Genomic DNA, 18,949 nt, shown 5'->3' with positions numbered 1-18,949 from the left:
AACTGCTGGCTCGTTATGCAGACTTAATTGTGTGGGTTCTTTTATTCTGTTTATCTAGCCGCTAAGTCCCGGCGTCTCTGCCAAGTTTTTAGCGCACAATTGCCCGTTTCGAGAACTGATCTCAGTTTGCCAGCTATCCGATACATTACAAGTCTTGACATATTCGTAGGAATACTCCTACTGCACTAGGGGAAACCCTGAACGGCTTCGCTCCAGGAGAACAAAAAAGGGGAAAAATTCTGAATGGGCGAGATAACACTGAATGTAACGTCCCCATAGGTTCCTACAGCGACCGCATCAATACGGCACCCTGCATCGATCGAGACTCAATTTAAATAAAATTATCTGACGAACGGTATCCAGCCCCCCTCATGAGCCTTTGCAAAGCAATCTGGAACCGCGACTAGATCCTTCCCGCAGCAGCGGCCTTATGGCGGCGATGGCCAAACAAAGCCCCCAATAGTGGCCCGAGCAACATTCCAACAATAAAAGCGAGCACAATAAATACCGACGCCGGTGCCTGCCCAGTAGCAAGCCCCAGGAATGAAAGGGTCACGCTCTGCTGATTCTCCAGCACAAATGCCACTACTACCAAAGCAACAATCAGCACCACCAGCACAACCGCAACGCGCTTAACCCCACGCATAACCTTCTCCTACCCCAAAAACACTCAGACGCCTTCTTCCTCATCTTCGTTCACCCGGTCACGCAATTCCTTGCCCGGCTTGAAGTGAGGCACGAACTTGCCATCGAGGCTAACGGATTGGCCAGTCTTAGGATTACGCCCCACACGCGGCGCCCGATAATGCAGCGAAAAGCTACCAAACCCACGAATCTCAATCCGATCGCCGGTGGCCAGGCACTGTGACATCTGTTCAAGCATGGTCTTGATGGCCAGCTCCACATCTTTGGATGAGAGCAGCCCTTGATGGGTGACAATTCGTTCGATCAACTCCGACTTCGTCATATTTTTCCCTTCTTTTTCAAGCAGCTAGGAAAAGCGCTTCGAAGGTTTTAGCATGACCGGAGGAATTTGAACAGCCCATGTATTGACTTATATTCAAAGACTTGGGGTGTAACTCGAAGAGAGTTGTCACTGTGCCCCACGACAGCCAGCTCTCGCTCAGCCTCACTGGAGCCACTCCAGCGCGGTCACTGCCAGATAGAGCCTACAATCGCGAATGCACTGCCAGCGCGACGACAGCGCTCCTGCCGCAGAACGCCAAGGAGACGCTGCGCACAACACCAAATCCCAGGCACAAAAAAGGGCGACCGAAGTCGCCCTTTTTCTATGGTCTGACAGAACTTAGTTCTGCTTTTCCATTTGTGCACGCAGCAGGTCGCCCAGAGTGGTAGGACCAGCAGAAGGCTCAGAGGTAGCTGGCTTGTCGCGCAGGCTCTGGATGGCTTCTTTCTCTTCAGCATCGTCTTTCGACTTGATGGAGAGCTGGATTACGCGGCTCTTGCGGTCAACGCTGATGATCTTGGCTTCTACTTCTTCGCCTTCTTTCAGAACGTTGCGCGCGTCTTCAACGCGGTCACGGCTGATTTCGGAGGCTTTCAGAGTCGCTTCGATATCGTCGGCCAGAGTGATGATGGCGCCTTTAGCGTCAACTTCTTTCACGATGCCTTTAACGATTGCGCCTTTGTCGTTCTCTTGAACGTACTCGGAGAACGGATCGCTTTCCAGTTGCTTGATACCCAGGGAGATACGCTCGCGCTCTGGGTCAACCGACAGGATAACGGTGTCCAGCTCGTCGCCCTTCTTGAAACGACGAACAGCTTCTTCGCCAACTTCGTTCCAGGAGATGTCGGACAGGTGAACCAGGCCGTCGATGCCGCCGTCCAGACCAATGAAGATACCGAAATCGGTGATCGACTTGATGGTGCCGGAGATTTTATCGCCCTTGTTGAACTGGCCAGAGAAATCTTCCCATGGGTTAGATTTGCACTGCTTGATGCCGAGGGAGATACGACGACGCTCTTCGTCGATGTCCAGAACCATAACTTCCACTTCGTCGCCGACTTGTACGACTTTCGAAGGGTGGATGTTCTTGTTGGTCCAGTCCATTTCGGAAACGTGTACCAGGCCTTCTACGCCTTCTTCCAGCTCTGCGAAGCAGCCGTAGTCGGTCAGGTTGGTAACACGCGCGGTGACGCGAGTGCTTTCTGGGTAACGAGCCTTGATAGCGACCCATGGATCTTCGCCCAGCTGCTTCAAGCCCAGGGAGACACGGTTGCGCTCACGATCGTACTTCAGAACCTTGACATCGATCTCGTCGCCAACGTTGACGATTTCCGATGGATGCTTGATACGCTTCCAAGCCATGTCGGTAATGTGCAGCAGGCCATCGACGCCACCCAGATCGACGAATGCGCCGTAATCGGTGAGGTTCTTGACGATACCTTTGACTTGTTGGCCTTCCTGCAGGGATTCCAGCAGAGCTTCACGCTCGGCGGAGTTCTCTGCTTCCAGGACGCTGCGACGGGAAACGACAACGTTGTTGCGCTTCTGGTCGAGCTTGATGACCTTGAATTCGAGTTCTTTGCCTTCCAGGTGCGTGGTGTCGCGCACAGGACGAACGTCGACCAAAGAACCTGGCAGGAACGCACGGATGCCGTTAACGTCGACAGTGAAGCCGCCTTTAACCTTACCGTTGATAACGCCCTTGACCACTTCTTCAGCTGCGAAGGCTGCTTCGAGAACAATCCAGCATTCAGCGCGCTTGGCTTTTTCACGGGACAGCTTGGTTTCACCGAAACCGTCTTCAACCGAGTCCAGAGCAACGTGAACTTCGTCACCGACATTGATAGTCAGGTCACCAGCATCGTTGTAGAACTGTTCCAGCGGGATCAGAGCTTCAGACTTCAGACCAGCGTGAACGGTTACCCAGCGAGCTTGGTAATCGATATCAACGATAACACCGGTGATGATGGAGCCTGCCTGAAGGTTCAGGGTTTTTAGGCTTTCTTCAAAGAGTTCCGCAAAGCTTTCGCTCATTTTAATTCCTGTTGATAAGGGCGAAGAATACGCCCATCTCCACACCCCAGACGGTGTGGGTCAGTTTCAATTAAAAGAAGCACCACAGGACTATGACTGGTCCCCTGCAGCCTTCTTGGTCACCCGGCGATATCGCGAATGGCGATTTCACTCAAGATGCGTTCCAGCACCTGCTCGATGGACAACTCCGTGGAATCCAGCTGTATGGCGTCAGCCGCCGGCTTGAGCGGGGCTACCGCACGCTGGGTATCACGCTCATCGCGTGCACGGATCTCATCTAGCAGACTCGACAGACTAACACCATCGACTTTGCCCTTCAACTGCAAGTAACGGCGGCGGGCCCGCTCCTCGGCACTGGCAGTCAGGAAAATCTTCAGCGGCGCCTCGGGAAACACCACCGTGCCCATGTCGCGGCCATCGGCCACCAGACCCGGCGGCTCCTGGAAAGCCCGCTGGCGCTGCAGCAAAGCATCGCGCACCGCCGGCAATGCGGCGACCTGGGAAGCCCAGGAACCGACCTGTTCGTTACGCAGGTCATCGGTCACATCGTCCCCTTCCAGGATGATGCGCTGGGGATGACCTTCCGTCGCCCCGACGAACTGCACGTCGAGATGCGCAGCCAGCAGCTTCAGCGACTCTTCGTTGGTCAGGTCGACACCATGGTTGCGTGCAGCAAACGCCAGCAAGCGGTACAGCGCCCCGGAGTCCAGCAGGCACCAGCCCAGGCGCTTGGCCAGGATGCCGGCGATCGTGCCTTTGCCCGAGCCACTTGGCCCGTCGATGGTAATCACCGGTGCTTTGATATTCACAATTGAGCCTCTTGGGCAACACGGATGCCGACTTGGGCACACAGTGTAAGAAAATTCGGAAAAGACGTAGCCACGTTGGCACAGTCATGGATACGAATCGGCGCAGCCGCTCGCAAGGAGGCCACGCTGAAGGCCATGGCAATCCGGTGATCGCCATGGGCATGGACTTCGCCGCCGCCTATCACGCCACCGTCGATGATAATCCCATCAGGTGTCGGTTCACACTTCACGCCCAGGGCGAGCAGACCGTCGGCCATGACCTGGATCCGGTCAGACTCCTTGACCCGCAACTCCTGCGCCCCGCGCAATACCGTCCGGCCTTCGGCGCACGCCGCAGCCACGAACAGCACCGGGAACTCATCGATAGCCAACGGAACCAGAGCTTCAGGAATCTCGATCCCCTTCAATGGCGCCGCGCGAACACGCAAATCCGCAACCGGCTCACCACCCACTTCCCGCTGGTTTTCCAAGGTGATATCCGCGCCCATCAGCCGCAGGATATCGATCACCCCGGTACGGGTCGGATTGATGCCCACATGCTCAAGCAATAGCTCGGAGCCTTCGGCAATCGACGCCGCCACCAGGAAGAACGCCGAAGAGGAAATATCCCCGGGCACTTCGATATGGGTTGCGGTCAACGCGTGACCGGACTCGACCGAAGCCGTAGCACCCGCCACTTCCACCGGGTAACCAAACCCACGCAACATCCGCTCGGTATGATCACGGGTCGGCGCCGGCTCGGTAATCGAGGTTTTCCCCTCCGCATACAACCCAGCCAGCAACAGGCAGGATTTAACCTGAGCACTGGCCATTGGCAATGCGTAGGTCAGCCCCTTAAGTGCCTGGCCACCGCGAATCGTCAGCGGTGGGCGCCCTTCCGGCCCGGTTTCGATCACCGCGCCCATTTCCCGCAATGGCTTGGCCACGCGATTCATCGGACGCTTGGACAGCGAGGCATCACCCGTCAACACACTGTCAAAGCTCTGGGCCGCCAGCAAACCGGACAACAGCCGCATGGAGGTGCCGGAGTTACCGAGATAGATCGGACCTGGCGCCGACTTCAAGCCATGCAGGCCAACCCCGTGAATGGTGACGCGCCCATGGTGCGGACCTTCAATCACTACACCCATGTCGCGAAACGCTTGCAAGGTCGCCAGGGCATCTTCACCCTCCAGGAAACCCTCTACCTCGGTGACACCGTCCGCCAGGGAGCCGAGCATGATCGAGCGATGGGAGATCGACTTATCCCCAGGCACCCGAATCTGCCCGCTCAAGCGGCCACCGGGGTTGGCCAGAAACACCAGGTCATCCGCACTTGCAGCCGCATCCATGTAAGCCCGACGCGCCAGAATCTTGCTGAAATGCTCCCGCGCCACCCGCGCACGGGTGAACACGCCCAACAACTGATGCCCGTCGCCCGCATCCACCGCGTCGCGCAAGGCGTCGAGGTCGCTGCGGAAGGTATCCAGGGTGCGCAACACTGCATCGCGGTTGGCGAGGAAGATGTCGTGCCACATCACCGGGTCACTGCCGGCGATCCGGGTAAAGTCGCGGAAACCACCGGCGGCGTAACGGAAAATCTCGAGGTTCTCGTTGCGCTTGGCCAGCGAATCCACCAGGCCAAACGCCAGCAAATGCGGCAGGTGACTGGTCGCTGCCAACACTTCATCGTGGCGCTCGACCTGCATATGCTCGACATCCGCCCCCAGCTCGCGCCAGAGCCGATCCACCACGGCCAATGCCGCAGGATCAGTCTCCTCCAGCGGCGTCAGAATCACTTTATGGCGACGGAACAGCTGCGCATTGGACGCCTCTACCCCACTCTGCTCGGACCCGGCAATCGGGTGCCCGGGCACAAAGCGCGCGGGCATGCCACCAAAGGCCAGCCGCGCCGCGCGCACCACATTGCCCTTGGCACTGCCCACGTCGGTCAGGATCGCCTGCCCCAGATCCATGCCAGCCAACAGCGCCAGCAACTTCTCCATGGCCAGGATCGGCACCGCCAACTGAATGACATCCGCCCCCTGACAGGCAACGGCGAGGTCCGCCTCACAGCGATCCACCACGCCCAACTCCACCGCCAACTTGCGCGATTGCGGGTCCAGGTCCACACCGACCACTTCGCCACACAGGCCGCTTTCCCGCAGACCCTTGGCAAAGGAGCCGCCGATCAATCCCAGACCGACCACCACCAGGCGACCGATCATAGGCACAGCAGGTTGCAATGCAGTGACATCAACCACGAGCCAGAACCTTGGCCAGCGCCTCGAGGAAGCGGCTGTTTTCAGCAGGCAGACCGATGGTGATGCGCAGGTGGTTCGGCATGCCGTAATTGGCCACCGGACGCACGATCACACCTTCACGCAACAGGCCCTGGAACACGGGAGCGGCCACTTGACCCAGGTCGACACAAATGAAGTTGCCCTTGGACGGAATCCAGCCAAGGCCCAACTCACGGAAGCCTTCCTGCAACTGCAGCATGCCGCTTTCGTTGAGGCGACGACCTTCCTCCAGGTACTCAGCGTCCTGCACCGCGGCGCAAGCCGCCGCCAGCGCGAGGCTGTTGACGTTGAATGGCTGGCGCACGCGGTTCAGCACATCGGCCACCACCGGGGTGGACAGGCCATAGCCGACCCGCAGCGACGCCAGGCCGTAAGCCTTGGAGAACGTACGCGAGACCAGCAGGTTTGGATAAGCCGCGAGGAAGTCCAGGCCATCCGGCAGGTCGCTGCCTTCGGCGTACTCGATGTAAGCCTCGTCCAGTACCACCAGCACGTGCTCCGGCACGTCTTGCAGGAAGTTGTCCAGCACCTCGGCACTGAACCAGGTGCCGGTCGGGTTGTTCGGGTTGGCGATAAACACGACGCGGGTCTGCTCATCGATGGCCGCCAGCATGGCCTGCAGGTCATGCCCCCAGTCTTTCGCAGGAATCACGCGCGCCTCGGCGCCAACGGCCTGAGTGACGATTGGATAGACCGCAAACGCATGCTCGCTGAACACGGCGTTCAGGCCCGGCGCCAGATAGGCACGGCCGACCAGCTCCAGAATGTCGTTGGAGCCGTTACCCAAGGTCACCTGATTCAGCTCAACGCGGCACTTTTCCGCCAACAAGGACTTGAGTTCAAAACCGTTCCCATCCGGATACCGGGTCAGTTCAGCCAGCGCATCACGAATCGCAGCCAAAACCTTGGGGCTTGGGCCCATCGGATTTTCGTTACTGGCCAGCTTTACGATCTTCGACGGATCCAGATTCAACTCACGCGCCAGCTCGTCCACAGGCTTGCCCGGAACGTAAGGCGACAGTTGTTGCACGCCCGGCTGTGCCAGGGCGAGGAAGTTGCCACTCATGTTAAAGCCTCACAAAACCGCTTTCGGGTAAGAGCCCAGCACCTTGAGTGCCACGGCTTCCTGACTGATTTTCTCGAGCACGCCCTTGACCAGTGGGTCGCGGTGATGGCCGACGAAGTCGATAAAGAACACATAAGTCCATTTACCGCTGCGCGAAGGACGAGTCTCGATTCGCGTCAGGTCAATCCCGTTGTCGTGGAACGGCACCAGCAGCTCATGCAGCGCGCCAGGCTTGTTGCTCATGGAAACGATGATCGACGTCTTGTCGTCGCCGGTCGGCGGCACTTCCTGGCTGCCGATCATCAGGAAGCGCGTGGAGTTATCCGGGCGGTCCTCGATTTTCTCGGCCAGGCGCGTCAGGCCATACAGGCCAGCGGCCATGTCGCCGGCAATGGCCGCCGAATTCCACTCACCCTTGACCCGCTTCGCCGCTTCGGCGTTGCTGGACACCGCCACACGCTCCACATTCGGGTAGTGCGCGTCCAGCCACTTGCGGCACTGGGCCAGGGACTGGGCGTGGGAATAGATGCGGCTGATGCTGTCGGTCTTGGTGTTCTCACCCACCAACAGGTGGTGGTGGATACGCAGCTCGACTTCGCCGCAGATCACCATGTCGTGCTCAAGGAAGCTGTCGAGGGTGTGGTTGACGGCGCCTTCGGTGGAGTTCTCCACCGGCACCACGCCAAAATTCACCGCACCGGCTGCCACTTCACGGAACACTTCATCGATCGCCGCCATCGGCTTGCTGATCACCGCGTGGCCAAAATGCTTCATGGCCGCGGCTTGGGTGAAGGTGCCCTCAGGGCCCAGGTAAGCCACTTTCAGCGGCTGTTCCAGCGCCAGGCACGAAGACATGATTTCACGGAACAACCGCGCCATCTCTTCGTTGCCCAGCGGGCCCTTGTTGCGCTCCATCACGCGCTTGAGCACCTGGGCTTCACGCTCCGGACGGTAGAAAACCGGCACTTCGCCTTCAGCCAGGGACGCCATTTTCACCCGTGCAACTTCCTGGGCGCACCGCGCGCGCTCACTGATCAGCTCCAGGACTTTCTCGTCCAGGCTGTCAATGCGTACACGCAGGGCCTTGAGTTCTTGCTCAGACATTAGCCGTGTTCCTTTTCGAACTCTGCCATGTAAGCCACCAGCGCCTTGACGGCGTGGATATCCACAGCGTTATAGATGGAGGCGCGCATGCCACCTACCGAACGGTGGCCCTTGAGGTTCAACAGGCCGCGCTCGTCGGCGCCAGCCAGGAATGGCTTGTCCAGGCGGTCGTCCGCCAGGCGGAATGGTACGTTCATCCACGAGCGGTCGGTCAGGTTGATCGGGTTGCTGTACAGGTCGCTGGCGTCGATGAAGTCGTACAGGGTACGTTTCTTCTCTTCGTTGAGCTTGCCCATGGCAGCCACGCCGCCCTGCTCCTTCAGCCATTCGAACACCAGGCCCGACAGGTACCAGGCGAAGGCCGGCGGGGTGTTGTACATCGAGCCGTTATCGGCCGCGACCTTGTAGTTGAGCATGGTCGGGCACAGCGAACGTGCACGACCCAGCAGGTCTTCACGGACGATGTTGACCAGGATGCCGCTCGGGCCGATGTTCTTCTGCGCGCCGGCGTAGATCATGCCGTACTTGGACACATCGATCGGGCGCGAGAGGATGTCCGAGGACATGTCGCACACCAGCGGAACATCACCCACTTCCGGCACCCAGTCGAACTCCAGGCCGCCGATGGTTTCGTTCGCTACGTAGTGAACGTAGGCCGCATCCTTCGACAGTTTCCATTCGTTCTGACCAGGAATGGCGAAGTAGTCGTAAGGCTTGGCAGTGCCCGCCACATTGACGTGGCCGTAACGGGAGGCCTCTTCAATGGCCTTCTGCCCCCAGATACCGGTATCGATATAGTCGGCAGTGCCACTTTCCGGCAACAGGTTCAGCGGGATCTGGGCGAACTGCTGGCTCGCGCCGCCTTGCAGGAACAACACTTTGTAGTCAGACGGGATGTCCAGCAAGTCGCGCATATCCTGCTCGGCCTTGGTGGCGATGGACACGAACTCATCGCTGCGATGGCTCATTTCCATCACGGAGAGGCCTTTTCCATGCCAGTCGAGGAGTTCACCCTGCGCGCGCTGCAGGACTGCTTCAGGAAGCGCCGCGGGACCGGCACAGAAGTTATAGGCTCTCTTGCTCACATCCAATCTCACTCTGATCTGGTGGGGTGGTGCAATAAATCGGGGTTTCAATATTTCAAAAGGGACAAACAACAAGGGGGCGAATCTTCATCCGCCCCCTGTGTGTCCGCTTATTCCTGCGGTTCTTCTTCGTCTGCGGCAGCGTCGAGTGTTGGCTCGTCGACGCCGTCATCGGCATCGCCGATCACTTGCCCCTCGAGCGCAATCCCCTCTTCGCCTTCCAGCTCCTCGCCTTCGACTTCCGATGGCTCCTGGACACGCTCAAGGCCGACCAGTTTTTCGTCCTTGGCCAGCTTGATCAAGGTCACGCCCTGGGTGTTACGCCCCAGGCTCGACACTTCATCAACCCGGGTACGTACCAGGGTGCCCTGGTCGGAAATCAGCATGATTTCCTCGCCGTCGAGCACCTGGACCGCGCCGACCAGGCGGCCATTGCGGTCGTTGCTGACCATGGCGATAACGCCCTGGCCACCACGCTTGTACTCCGGGAACTCGCTGATGGCGGTGCGCTTGCCATAACCACGCTCGGAAGCGGTGAGGATCTCGCTGCCTTCTTCCGGAATCAGCATCGAAATCAGCTTCTGCCCTTCCGGCAGCCGCATGCCGCGCACACCGCGGGCGGTACGGCCCATGGCGCGAACGTCGGATTCCTTGAAGCGCGTGACCTTGCCGCCGTCGGAGAACAGCATGACTTCACGCTCGCCATCGGTGATGGCCGCGCTGATCAACACGTCGCCTTCGTCCAGTTCGAGGGCGATCAGGCCCACGCTGCGTTGACGGCTGAAGGATTCCAGCGGGGTCTTCTTCACGGTGCCCTTGGCGGTGGCCATGAAGATGAAGTGACCTTCGGTGTATTCGTCCACCGGCAGCATGGTGGTGATGTATTCATCACTGTCCAGCGGCAGCAGGTTGACCAACGGACGACCACGGGCGGCGCGGGACGCTTCCGGGATTTCGTAGGTTTTCAGCCAGTACACCTTGCCCTTGCTGGAGAACAGCAGCAGCGTGGTGTGGCTGTTGGCAACCAGCAGGTGAGCGATGTAGTCCTCATCCTTGACGCCGGTAGCCGATTTGCCTTTACCGCCACGACGCTGGGCCTGGTACGCAGCCAACGGCTGGGTCTTGGCATAGCCGCCGTGGGAGATGGTCACGACGCGATCTTCTTCCGGGATCATGTCACCCAGGGTCAGGTCGAGACGGGCATCGAGAATCTCGGTGCGGCGCACATCGCCGTATTCGGCGCGGATCACTTCCAGTTCTTCGCGGATCACTTCCATCAGGCGCACGGCGCTGTTGAGGATGCGGATCAGCTCGCCGATCTGGTTGAGAATCTCCTGGTACTCGGCCAGCAGCTTCTCGTGTTCCAGGCCGGTCAGACGGTGCAGACGCAGTTCCAGAATGGCCTGGGCCTGTTCCGGGGACAGGAAATACTTGCCGTCGCGCAGGCCGTACTGTGGATCCAGGGTCTCCGGACGGCACGAATCGGCACCGGCACGTTCAACCATCGCCACTACGGCGCTGGATTCCCACGGCATCTTGATCAGGGCTTCCTTGGCTTCCGACGGGGTCGGCGAGGCCTTGATCAGGGCGATGACCGGGTCGATGTTCGACAACGCAACCGCCTGGCCTTCCAGGATGTGGCCGCGTTCACGGGCCTTGCGCAGTTCGAACACGGTACGGCGGGTCACCACTTCGCGGCGGTGACGCACGAAGGCTTCCAGCAGATCCTTGAGGTTCAGGATGCGCGGGCGGCCGTCGATCAGCGCAACCACGTTGATACCAAACACGCTTTGCAGCTGGGTCTGGGCGTAGAGGTTGTTGAGGATCACCTCAGGCACTTCGCCACGACGCAGCTCGATCACCACGCGCATACCGTCTTTGTCAGACTCGTCGCGCAATTCGGTGATGCCTTCCAGTTTCTTCTCTTTAACCAGCTCGGCGATCTTCTCGATCAGACGCGCCTTGTTCAGCTGGTAAGGCAGTTCGGTGATGACGATCTGCTGACGGCCACCGACCTTGTCGATGTCTTCGATGATCGAGCGGGCGCGCATGTAAATGCGGCCACGACCGGTGCGGTAGGCTTCGATGATGCCGGCACGACCGTTGATGATCGCGGCAGTCGGGAAGTCCGGGCCGGGGATGTATTGCATCAGCTCATCGACGGTCAGCTCAGGGTTGTCGATGAGGGCCAGGCAACCGTCGATCACTTCACCGAGGTTGTGTGGCGGGATGTTGGTGGCCATGCCCACGGCGATACCGCTGGAGCCGTTGACCAACAGGTTGGGAATACGGGTCGGCATGACCGCCGGGATCATTTCGGTGCCGTCGTAGTTCGGCACCCAGTCCACGGTTTCCTTGTGCAGGTCAGCCAGCAGCTCGTGCGCCAGCTTGGTCATGCGCACTTCGGTGTATCGCATGGCCGCAGCGTTGTCGCCGTCGACCGAACCGAAGTTGCCCTGGCCGTCTACCAGCAGGTAGCGCAGGGAAAACGGCTGGGCCATCCGAACGATGGTGTCGTACACCGCAGTGTCGCCGTGAGGGTGATACTTACCGATCACGTCACCGACAACACGGGCAGATTTCTTGTACGGCTTGTTCCAGTCGTTACCCAGCTCGCTCATCGCGAACAGCACACGCCTGTGCACGGGCTTCAAGCCATCGCGCGCATCAGGCAGTGCCCGACCGACAATTACGCTCATCGCGTAGTCGAGGTAGGACTGTTTCAGCTCGTCTTCGATATTGACCGGGAGGATTTCTTTGGCCAGTTCGCCCATGAGAAGCCTGATTCCTTTTTCGGGTGAAACCTCGTCACATCCTATGGGACGAACGAAGCTCGCCGCTGCCGGCATGATGCCTGGCAACGACTTACGACAAATCAACGAGTTATGACACGGATCTGCGCATTGAAGGTTACCCCTTGGGGTGACCCTGGAAACCGCCGGATGTTATCACAATCGCCGCCACGCACCTATCCCCCTGATGCGCATGGAGCATAGTAAGTTGACGGATGACAGGCTTGACGGCGACGAGAGGGGCTTAGAACTGGATCCCGGATGTTTTTTGGAGGCGAATTGCCTTAATGCAGGCGTTTACGACACATCAATTGCGCCATCTTCGCCGTGTCCGGGCGCTCGACGATGCCTTTTTCAGTGACGATCACATCAATCAGGTCCGCTGGCGTCACGTCAAATACCGGATTGAAGGCGTCTACATCGGCGGCTACACGGGTGCCGCCGACTTCCAGCAGCTCCCGGGCGTCGCGCTCTTCAAGCGGCACGTCATCACCACTGGCCGCCATCAGGTCGATGGTGGAACTGGCTGCCACCACCATGAAGCGCACGCCGTGGTGCATGGCGCACACTGCCAACTGATAGGTGCCGATCTTGCTGACCACGTCACCATTGGCCGCAATGCAGTCGGCACCGACGATCACCCAGGTCACGCCCTTGGTCTTGAGGATATGCGCACCCGCCGAATCGGCATTCACGGTGACAGGGATGCCCTCATTGGCCAACTCCCAGGCCGTCAGCCGCGAGCCTTGGAGCCAGGGCCGGGTTTCGTTGGCATAGACTCGCTCCACCATGCCTTCCAGGAACGCCCCGCGAATCACGCCGAGGGCCGTACCCACGCCGCCCGTGGCCAGCGCCCCTGCATTGCCATGGGTCAGGATCGCCTGGACGTTGCCCTGGTGCTTGCGGATCAGCTCAACACCCAGCTGCGCCATGGTCAGGTTGGCTTCGCGATCACTTTGGTGAATCGCTACCGCCTCAGCTTCCAGTACCGCCAGCGGGTCGGCGTGTTTCTTGAGGCGATCGAGGCAGTCACGCATGCGCTTCATGGCCCAGAAAAGATTCGACGCCGTCGGACGGGTATCCGCCAGCAATGCGTAGTCCTCTTCCCAGGCAGCTTGCCAGTCATCGCCCTCGGCGATGTGAGCGCGAGCGGCCAGCACCAGGCCATATGCCGCACTGATGCCAATGGCCGGCGCACCGCGCACCACCATCGAGCGAATGGCCTCGGCCACCTGCGCCGCACTGGTACAGGCGACCCAGGTTTGCGCAGACGGCAAAATACGCTGATCGAGCAGGTACAGTGCGCCATCACGCCAGTCGATGGCCTTCACTTTCTCCGCTGCCAACAGTCGATCGCGCATCCCTCACCCCGCACTCATGAACAAAAGCCGCCGATTATAGCGATCCGCCAGCCAGGACGCTCGGGTATACTTCGCCGTTCTCTATAGATGCCTGGGAAACTGCCCTCGATGACACCGACTGCCGCCCCGCTCGACTTATTGCTGCTGCCCACTTGGCTGGTACCTGTCGAGCCTGCCGGCGTAGTGCTCAAGGAGCACGGCCTGGGCATTCGTGACGGGCGTATTGCATTTATCGGCCCACGCGCCGCGGCCCTGAAGCTTGCCGCGACCGAAGTGCGCGAACTGCCGGGCATGCTGCTCAGCCCTGGCCTGATCAACGCCCATGGCCACGCGGCCATGACGCTGTTTCGCGGCCTGGCCGACGACCTGCCGCTGATGACCTGGCTGGAAAACCATATCTGGCCCGCCGAGGCCAAGTGGGTCGACGAAGCCTTCGTGCGCGACGGCACTGACCTGGCGATCGCCGAGCAGATCAAAGGAGGTATCACGTGTTTCTCGGACATGTACTTCTTCCCGAAAGTCGCCAGTGAACGCGTGCACAACGCAGGCATCCGCGCGCAAATCGCCATCCCGATCCTGGATTTCCCGATTCCCGGTGCTGCTGACGCCGACGAGGCGATTCGCCAGGGCGTCGAACTGTTCGGCGACCTCAAGCATCACCCACGGATCAAAATCACCTTCGGCCCCCACGCGCCGTACACCGTCTGCGATGAAAACCTGGAAAAAATCCGCATGATCGCCGAGGAGCTGGACGCCTCGATCCACATGCACGTACATGAAACCGCCTTCGAAGTGCAGCAGTCCGTTGAACAGCGCGGTGAACGCCCGCTGGCACGGCTTGGCCGCCTGGGTTTGCTGGGGCCGCGCTTCCAGGCCGTGCACATGACCCAAATCAGCGATGACGACCTGGCTTTACTGGTAGAAAGTAACACCAGCGTGATCCACTGCCCGGAGTCCAACCTGAAACTGGCCAGCGGCTTCTGCCCGGTGGAACGCCTGTGGCAAGCCGGCGTCAATGTGGCAGTAGGCACCGACGGCGCCGCCAGTAACAATGACCTCGACCTGCTGGGCGAAACCCGCACCGCCGCGTTGCTGGCCAAGGCCGTCGCCGGCTCGGCCACCGCCCTGGATGCCCACCGCGCCTTGCGCATGGCCACCCTCAACGGCGCTCGGGCCATGGGCCTGGAAAGTGAAATCGGCTCGCTGGAAGTCGGCAAGGCCGCCGATATCGTGGCCTTCGACCTGTCGGGCCTGGCGCAACAACCGATCTACGATCCGGTCTCACAGCTTATATATGCCACCGGACGCGATTGTGTGAAACACCTTTGGGTCGGCGGCAAGCAATTGCTCGACGACCGGCAACTGACCCGCCTGGATGAACAACAGGTGCGCGCCACGGCCATCGCCTGGGGCCAGCGCATCAGCGGACACAGCGAATAACGCCTCCCTGGCAACGCATGCCAGGGCCGGCAAACCGTTTTATCAGATTTAGAGGATTCCCCATGAGCAACGTCGACCACGCTGAAATCGCCAAATTCGAAGCCCTCGCCCATCGCTGGTGGGACCGCGAAAGCGAGTTCAAACCCCTGCACGACATCAACCCACTGCGGGTCAACTGGATTGACGAACGCGTCAACCTGGCCGGCAAGAAGGTACTGGATGTAGGGTGCGGCGGCGGGATTCTCAGCGAATCCATGGCCCAGCGCGGCGCCACCGTGATGGGTATCGACATGGGCGAAGCCCCCTTGGCCGTGGCCCAGTTGCATCAGCTGGAATCCGGCGTGAGCGTTGAATACCGGCAGATCACCGCCGAAGAGCTGGCCGAAGAGATGCCCGGGCAGTTCGACGTGGTCACCTGCCTGGAAATGCTTGAGCACGTGCCGGACCCCTCCTCGGTGATCCGCGCCTGCTTCCGCATGGTCAAGCCCGGTGGCCAGGTGTTCTTCTCCACCATCAACCGCAATCCGAAGGCCTACCTGTTCGCGATCATCGGTGCCGAATACATCATGAAGCTGCTGCCTCGCGGCACCCATGACTTCAAGAAATTCATCCGCCCTTCCGAGCTGGGTGCCTGGAGCCGCCAGGCCGGGCTGACCGTCAAGGACATCATCGGCCTGACCTACAACCCGCTGACCAAGCACTACAAGCTGGCCAGCGACGTTGACGTCAACTACATGATCCAGACCCTGCGCGAGGAGTAAGCCTGTGAAGTTGCGAGCGGTTCTTTTCGACATGGACGGTACCCTGCTGGACACCGCGCCAGACTTTATCGCCATCTGCCAGGCCATGCGGGCTGACCGCGGCCTGGCGCCGATGAACGACCAGCACATCCGCGATGAAATCTCCGGCGGCGCCCGGGCGATGGTCGCCGTGACCTTTTCCATGGACCCCGAGTCCCCAGGCTTTGAAGAGCTGCGCCAGGAATTCCTGGAGCGTTACCTCAAGGGCTGCGCGATCCACAGCAAGCTGTTCGAGGGCATGGAAGAGCTGCTGGTGGATATCGAGAAATCCAAGCTGATCTGGGGCGTGGTCACCAACAAGCCACTGCGCTTTGCCGAACCGATCATGCAGCAACTGGGCCTGGCCGAACGTTCGGCGCTGCTGATCTGCCCGGACCACGTGAAGAACAGCAAGCCGGACCCGGAGCCGTTGATCCTGGCGTGCAAGATGCTCGACCTGGACCCGGCCAGCGTGCTGTTCGTGGGTGATGACCTGCGGGACATCGAGTCGGGCCGCGACGCCGGCACCCGCACTGCGGCGGTCACCTACGGCTATATCCACCCGGACGACAACCCGCGCAACTGGGGTGCCGACGTGGTGGTGGATCACCCGCTGGAATTGCGCAAAGTGCTGGATAGCGCGCTGTGCAGCTGCTGATCGGGACTGCCTGAGGTTGATGCAACTGTGTGGCGAGGGAGCTTGCTCCCGTTGGGTTGCGAAGCAGCCCCGCTTTTCGCGACTGCTGCGCAGTCGAACGGGAGCAAGCTCCCTCGCCACAGAAGCCTTAGCCAGCCTTAGCCGCAATCAATCACATGGATTTTCTGTGAACTTTGTCGAGGTTGTTTATGTTTGATTACTCCGCACGTCCAGAACTGCTCAAGGGCCGGGTCATCCTGGTCACCGGCGCCGGTCGCGGAATCGGTGCCGCAGCGGCAAAAACCTATGCGGCCCACGGCGCCACCGTACTGCTGCTGGGCAAGACCGAAGCCAACCTGGCCCAGGTGTATGACGAAATCGAAGCCGCCGGCCAGCCACAGCCGGTGGTGATCCCGTTCAACCTGGAGACCGCCCTGCCCCATCAATACGATGAGCTGGCAGCAATGATCGAAAAGGAATTCGGCCACCTCGACGGCCTGCTGCACAACGCCTCGATCATCGGCCCGCGTACGCCCATCGAGCAGTTGTCCGGTGAGAATTTCATGCGGGTGATGCACGTGAACGTCAACGCGATGTTCATGCTGACCAGCACGCTGTTGCCGCTGCTCAAGCTGTCCCAGGATGCGTCGGTGGTGTTCACTTCCAGCAGCGTGGGCCGCAAGGGCCGGGCTTATTGGGGGGCGTACGGGGTGTCGAAGTTTGCCACCGAAGGCCTGATGCAAACCCTGGCGGACGAGCTGGACAACGTCGCACCGGTGCGCGCCAACAGCATCAACCCGGGCGCCACCCGCACCAGCATGCGGGCCCAGGCATATCCAGGGGAGAACCCGACCGATAACCCGACACCGGAAGAAATCATGCCGGTGTACCTGTACCTGATGGGGCCGGACAGTACGGGCATCAATGGGCAGGCGTTTGACGCGCAATAACAGCTGACACGGTCTGTGTGGGAGCTGGCTTGCCTGCGATAGCATCACCGCGGTGTAACTGAAACACCGAGGTGCCGGCATCGCAGGCAAGCCAGCTCCCACATTGGTTTGTGGTGGGGTTAAAAACTCAGTTCTTCACCACTTCCTCAAGGGTGAAGCGCCCCAGCGGGTTTTGCAGGAAGTTGCTCACGTTCTTGCGTGAGATGTTGATGTACGGGCTGTAGTACAGGTCGATCCAGTTCACATCCTGTTTCGCCATTTTCTGCAGGTCCACGTACATCTGCTCACGCTTGACCGGATCCGCCTCGATCCGTGCGGCCGCCACCAGGTCCTTGACCTTGTCGTTCTTGTAGCGGGTCATGTAGTTCTGGTTGGTGTCGTGGCCCAGTACGAAGGTGGTCTTCTGGTCTGGGTCGAGGATGTCGTTGGTCCAGTACATCACCGAAATATCGTAATCACCGTCCACCAGCATCTGCCAGCTTTGGGTCGGGTCGACCTTTTGCAGGTTGGCCGTTACACCGACCTTGGCCAACTGATCCTTGATCATCACCGCAATCTGCTCGTCGGCTTCGTTGCCGGCGTTGACCACGTAGTTGAGCTTCAAGTCCTCGGCGCCGGCAGCAGCCAGCAGTTTCTTGGCTTCGGTCGGGTCATACGGGCGTTGCAGGTTGTTGGCGTAGTGGTACAGCGAGCCTTTGGGGATGTAGGAATAGGCCACGGTGCCTTGGCCGAAGGTGGCGGTTTTCACCAGCGATTGTTTATCGATGGCCATGTCCAGCGCCTGACGCACTTCCGGCTTGGCCAGCAGGCCGTGGGCGTGATTGATCAACAGGTGATCTTCACGGGTCGACGGGTCGGAGTGCACCACCACGTTCTTGTCTTTTTTCAGCTCTTCAACCCGGGAAAACGGGACGAAGATCGCCGTGTCCAGTTCGTTGTTCTGCACCATGCGCATGCGGGTATTGTCGTCAGTGACCGACACCCACTCCACGCCATCCAGGCTCACCTTACCGGCCTGCCAGAAGTTCGGGTTCTTCTTCAGGATCACCCGATCGCCCTTGCGCCACTCGCCCACGGTAAACGCACCGGAGGTCACCGGGTTTTCCGAGTAGGCGTCTTCGCCCATCTTGGTCATGGCTTTTTCCGACAGGATCGACACCGTCGGCGAAGCCAGTTGCGAGAGGAAAGCGACCGCCGGGGTTTTCAAGGTCACCACCAGGGTCTGCGGATCAGCTGCCTTGGCGGTGTTGATCAGGCTGAACGGGTCGCTCCACAGCGAGGCCTTGTTGTCGCGAATGCGCAACAGGCTGAAGGCGGCGTCGTCAGCAGTGATCGGCGAGCCATCCGAGAACTTCGCAGCCCGCAGTTTGAAGGTGTACGTCAGGCCGTCCTTGGAAATGTCCCAGCTTTCGGCCAGCCCCGGTTCCATCTTGGTGCCCAGGTTGTCCACGCGCACCAGGGTGTCGTAGACGTTGGCGAACACCCAGGTGTCGCGGTTCTGCGCGCTTTTGATCGGGTCAAAGGTGGTGCTGTCTTCACGGCAACCGATGGTGAGTACACCGGCCGCGTGGGCGATACCGGCGGTCAGCGACCACGCGGTGAGTGTGGCGGCGGCGAGCAACTTCAAGTGACGGGATTGCATG

Annotated in this window: 15 protein-coding genes; 4 read left to right on the top strand and 11 right to left on the bottom strand. The window is 60.0% G+C overall.

Going from position 1 to position 18,949, the window contains the following annotated elements:
• Nucleotides 1-403: 403 nt before the first annotated feature.
• The 10 genes from LIY45_RS02590 to mtnA all read right to left on the bottom strand — a co-directional run bounded on the left by LIY45_RS02590 (nucleotide 404) and on the right by mtnA (nucleotide 13,500).
• Nucleotides 404-646 carry a LapA family protein gene (locus LIY45_RS02590; protein ID WP_226475211.1) on the bottom strand — a complete coding sequence of 81 codons (243 nt, stop codon included), beginning with the start codon at nucleotides 644-646 and terminating at the stop codon, nucleotides 404-406.
• Nucleotides 647-670: 24 nt separating this feature from the next.
• Nucleotides 671-967 (bottom strand): integration host factor subunit beta, encoded by a 297-nt coding sequence (gene ihfB / locus LIY45_RS02585; protein WP_003218804.1) that lies wholly within the window; start codon nucleotides 965-967, stop codon nucleotides 671-673.
• A 339-nt stretch (nucleotides 968-1,306) separates the two neighbouring features.
• Entirely contained in the window at nucleotides 1,307-3,001 is a 1,695-nt protein-coding gene (gene rpsA / locus LIY45_RS02580) for a 30S ribosomal protein S1 (protein ID WP_003218806.1), read from the bottom strand.
• Nucleotides 3,002-3,120: 119 nt separating this feature from the next.
• Nucleotides 3,121-3,810 (bottom strand): (d)CMP kinase, encoded by a 690-nt coding sequence (gene cmk / locus LIY45_RS02575; RefSeq protein WP_003172653.1) that lies wholly within the window; start codon nucleotides 3,808-3,810, stop codon nucleotides 3,121-3,123.
• Nucleotides 3,807-6,017 (bottom strand): bifunctional prephenate dehydrogenase/3-phosphoshikimate 1-carboxyvinyltransferase, encoded by a 2,211-nt coding sequence (locus LIY45_RS02570; RefSeq protein ID WP_260525218.1) that lies wholly within the window; start codon nucleotides 6,015-6,017, stop codon nucleotides 3,807-3,809. The genes cmk and LIY45_RS02570 overlap by 4 nt, the downstream gene beginning before the upstream one ends.
• 28 nt (nucleotides 6,018-6,045) lie before the next feature.
• The gene (gene hisC, locus LIY45_RS02565) at nucleotides 6,046-7,158 is read right to left on the bottom strand and encodes a histidinol-phosphate transaminase (RefSeq protein ID WP_226475209.1); all 1,113 of its coding nucleotides are present in this window, start codon (nucleotides 7,156-7,158) and stop codon (nucleotides 6,046-6,048) included.
• A 9-nt stretch (nucleotides 7,159-7,167) separates the two neighbouring features.
• Nucleotides 7,168-8,262 (bottom strand): prephenate dehydratase, encoded by a 1,095-nt coding sequence (gene pheA / locus LIY45_RS02560; protein ID WP_003218812.1) that lies wholly within the window; start codon nucleotides 8,260-8,262, stop codon nucleotides 7,168-7,170.
• Nucleotides 8,262-9,347 carry a 3-phosphoserine/phosphohydroxythreonine transaminase gene (gene serC, locus LIY45_RS02555; protein WP_226475208.1) on the bottom strand — a complete coding sequence of 362 codons (1,086 nt, stop codon included), beginning with the start codon at nucleotides 9,345-9,347 and terminating at the stop codon, nucleotides 8,262-8,264. Before serC ends, pheA begins: the two co-directional genes overlap by 1 nt.
• A 110-nt stretch (nucleotides 9,348-9,457) precedes the next feature.
• A complete protein-coding gene (gene gyrA, locus LIY45_RS02550) occupies nucleotides 9,458-12,121 on the bottom strand; it encodes a DNA gyrase subunit A (protein ID WP_017477315.1) in 2,664 nt (887 codons plus the stop codon).
• Between the two features lie 302 nt (nucleotides 12,122-12,423).
• Nucleotides 12,424-13,500: an S-methyl-5-thioribose-1-phosphate isomerase gene (gene mtnA, locus LIY45_RS02545; RefSeq protein WP_226475207.1), complete on the bottom strand. Its 1,077-nt coding sequence runs from the start codon at nucleotides 13,498-13,500 to the stop codon at nucleotides 12,424-12,426.
• A gap of 108 nt (nucleotides 13,501-13,608) precedes the next feature.
• On the opposite strand from mtnA, the gene LIY45_RS02540 reads away from it, so the two are divergent.
• From LIY45_RS02540 to LIY45_RS02525, 4 genes are all read left to right on the top strand, one after another.
• The gene (locus LIY45_RS02540; RefSeq protein ID WP_226475206.1) at nucleotides 13,609-14,940 is read left to right on the top strand and encodes a TRZ/ATZ family hydrolase; all 1,332 of its coding nucleotides are present in this window, start codon (nucleotides 13,609-13,611) and stop codon (nucleotides 14,938-14,940) included.
• A gap of 62 nt (nucleotides 14,941-15,002) precedes the next feature.
• Nucleotides 15,003-15,701 carry a bifunctional 2-polyprenyl-6-hydroxyphenol methylase/3-demethylubiquinol 3-O-methyltransferase UbiG gene (ubiG, locus tag LIY45_RS02535; RefSeq protein WP_017477312.1) on the top strand — a complete coding sequence of 233 codons (699 nt, stop codon included), beginning with the start codon at nucleotides 15,003-15,005 and terminating at the stop codon, nucleotides 15,699-15,701.
• 4 nt (nucleotides 15,702-15,705) lie between these two features.
• Nucleotides 15,706-16,377, top strand: coding sequence for an N-acetylmuramic acid 6-phosphate phosphatase MupP (gene mupP / locus LIY45_RS02530; RefSeq protein WP_063032175.1), 672 nt, complete (start codon nucleotides 15,706-15,708; stop codon nucleotides 16,375-16,377).
• Nucleotides 16,378-16,565: 188 nt separating this feature from the next.
• Nucleotides 16,566-17,306 carry a YciK family oxidoreductase gene (locus tag LIY45_RS02525; protein ID WP_003218829.1) on the top strand — a complete coding sequence of 247 codons (741 nt, stop codon included), beginning with the start codon at nucleotides 16,566-16,568 and terminating at the stop codon, nucleotides 17,304-17,306.
• 127 nt (nucleotides 17,307-17,433) lie between these two features.
• Here the strand turns inward: LIY45_RS02525 and LIY45_RS02520 are convergent, their stop codons facing one another.
• Nucleotides 17,434-18,948, bottom strand: coding sequence for an ABC transporter substrate-binding protein (locus LIY45_RS02520; protein ID WP_226475205.1), 1,515 nt, complete (start codon nucleotides 18,946-18,948; stop codon nucleotides 17,434-17,436).
• Between the last annotated feature and the right edge of the window lies 1 nt (nucleotide 18,949).

It is taken from the genome of Pseudomonas sp. MWU16-30323, assembly GCF_020515595.1.
Lineage (GTDB): Bacteria > Pseudomonadota > Gammaproteobacteria > Pseudomonadales > Pseudomonadaceae > Aquipseudomonas > Aquipseudomonas yamanorum.
This window is presented reverse-complemented; position numbering and strand designations above follow the sequence as displayed.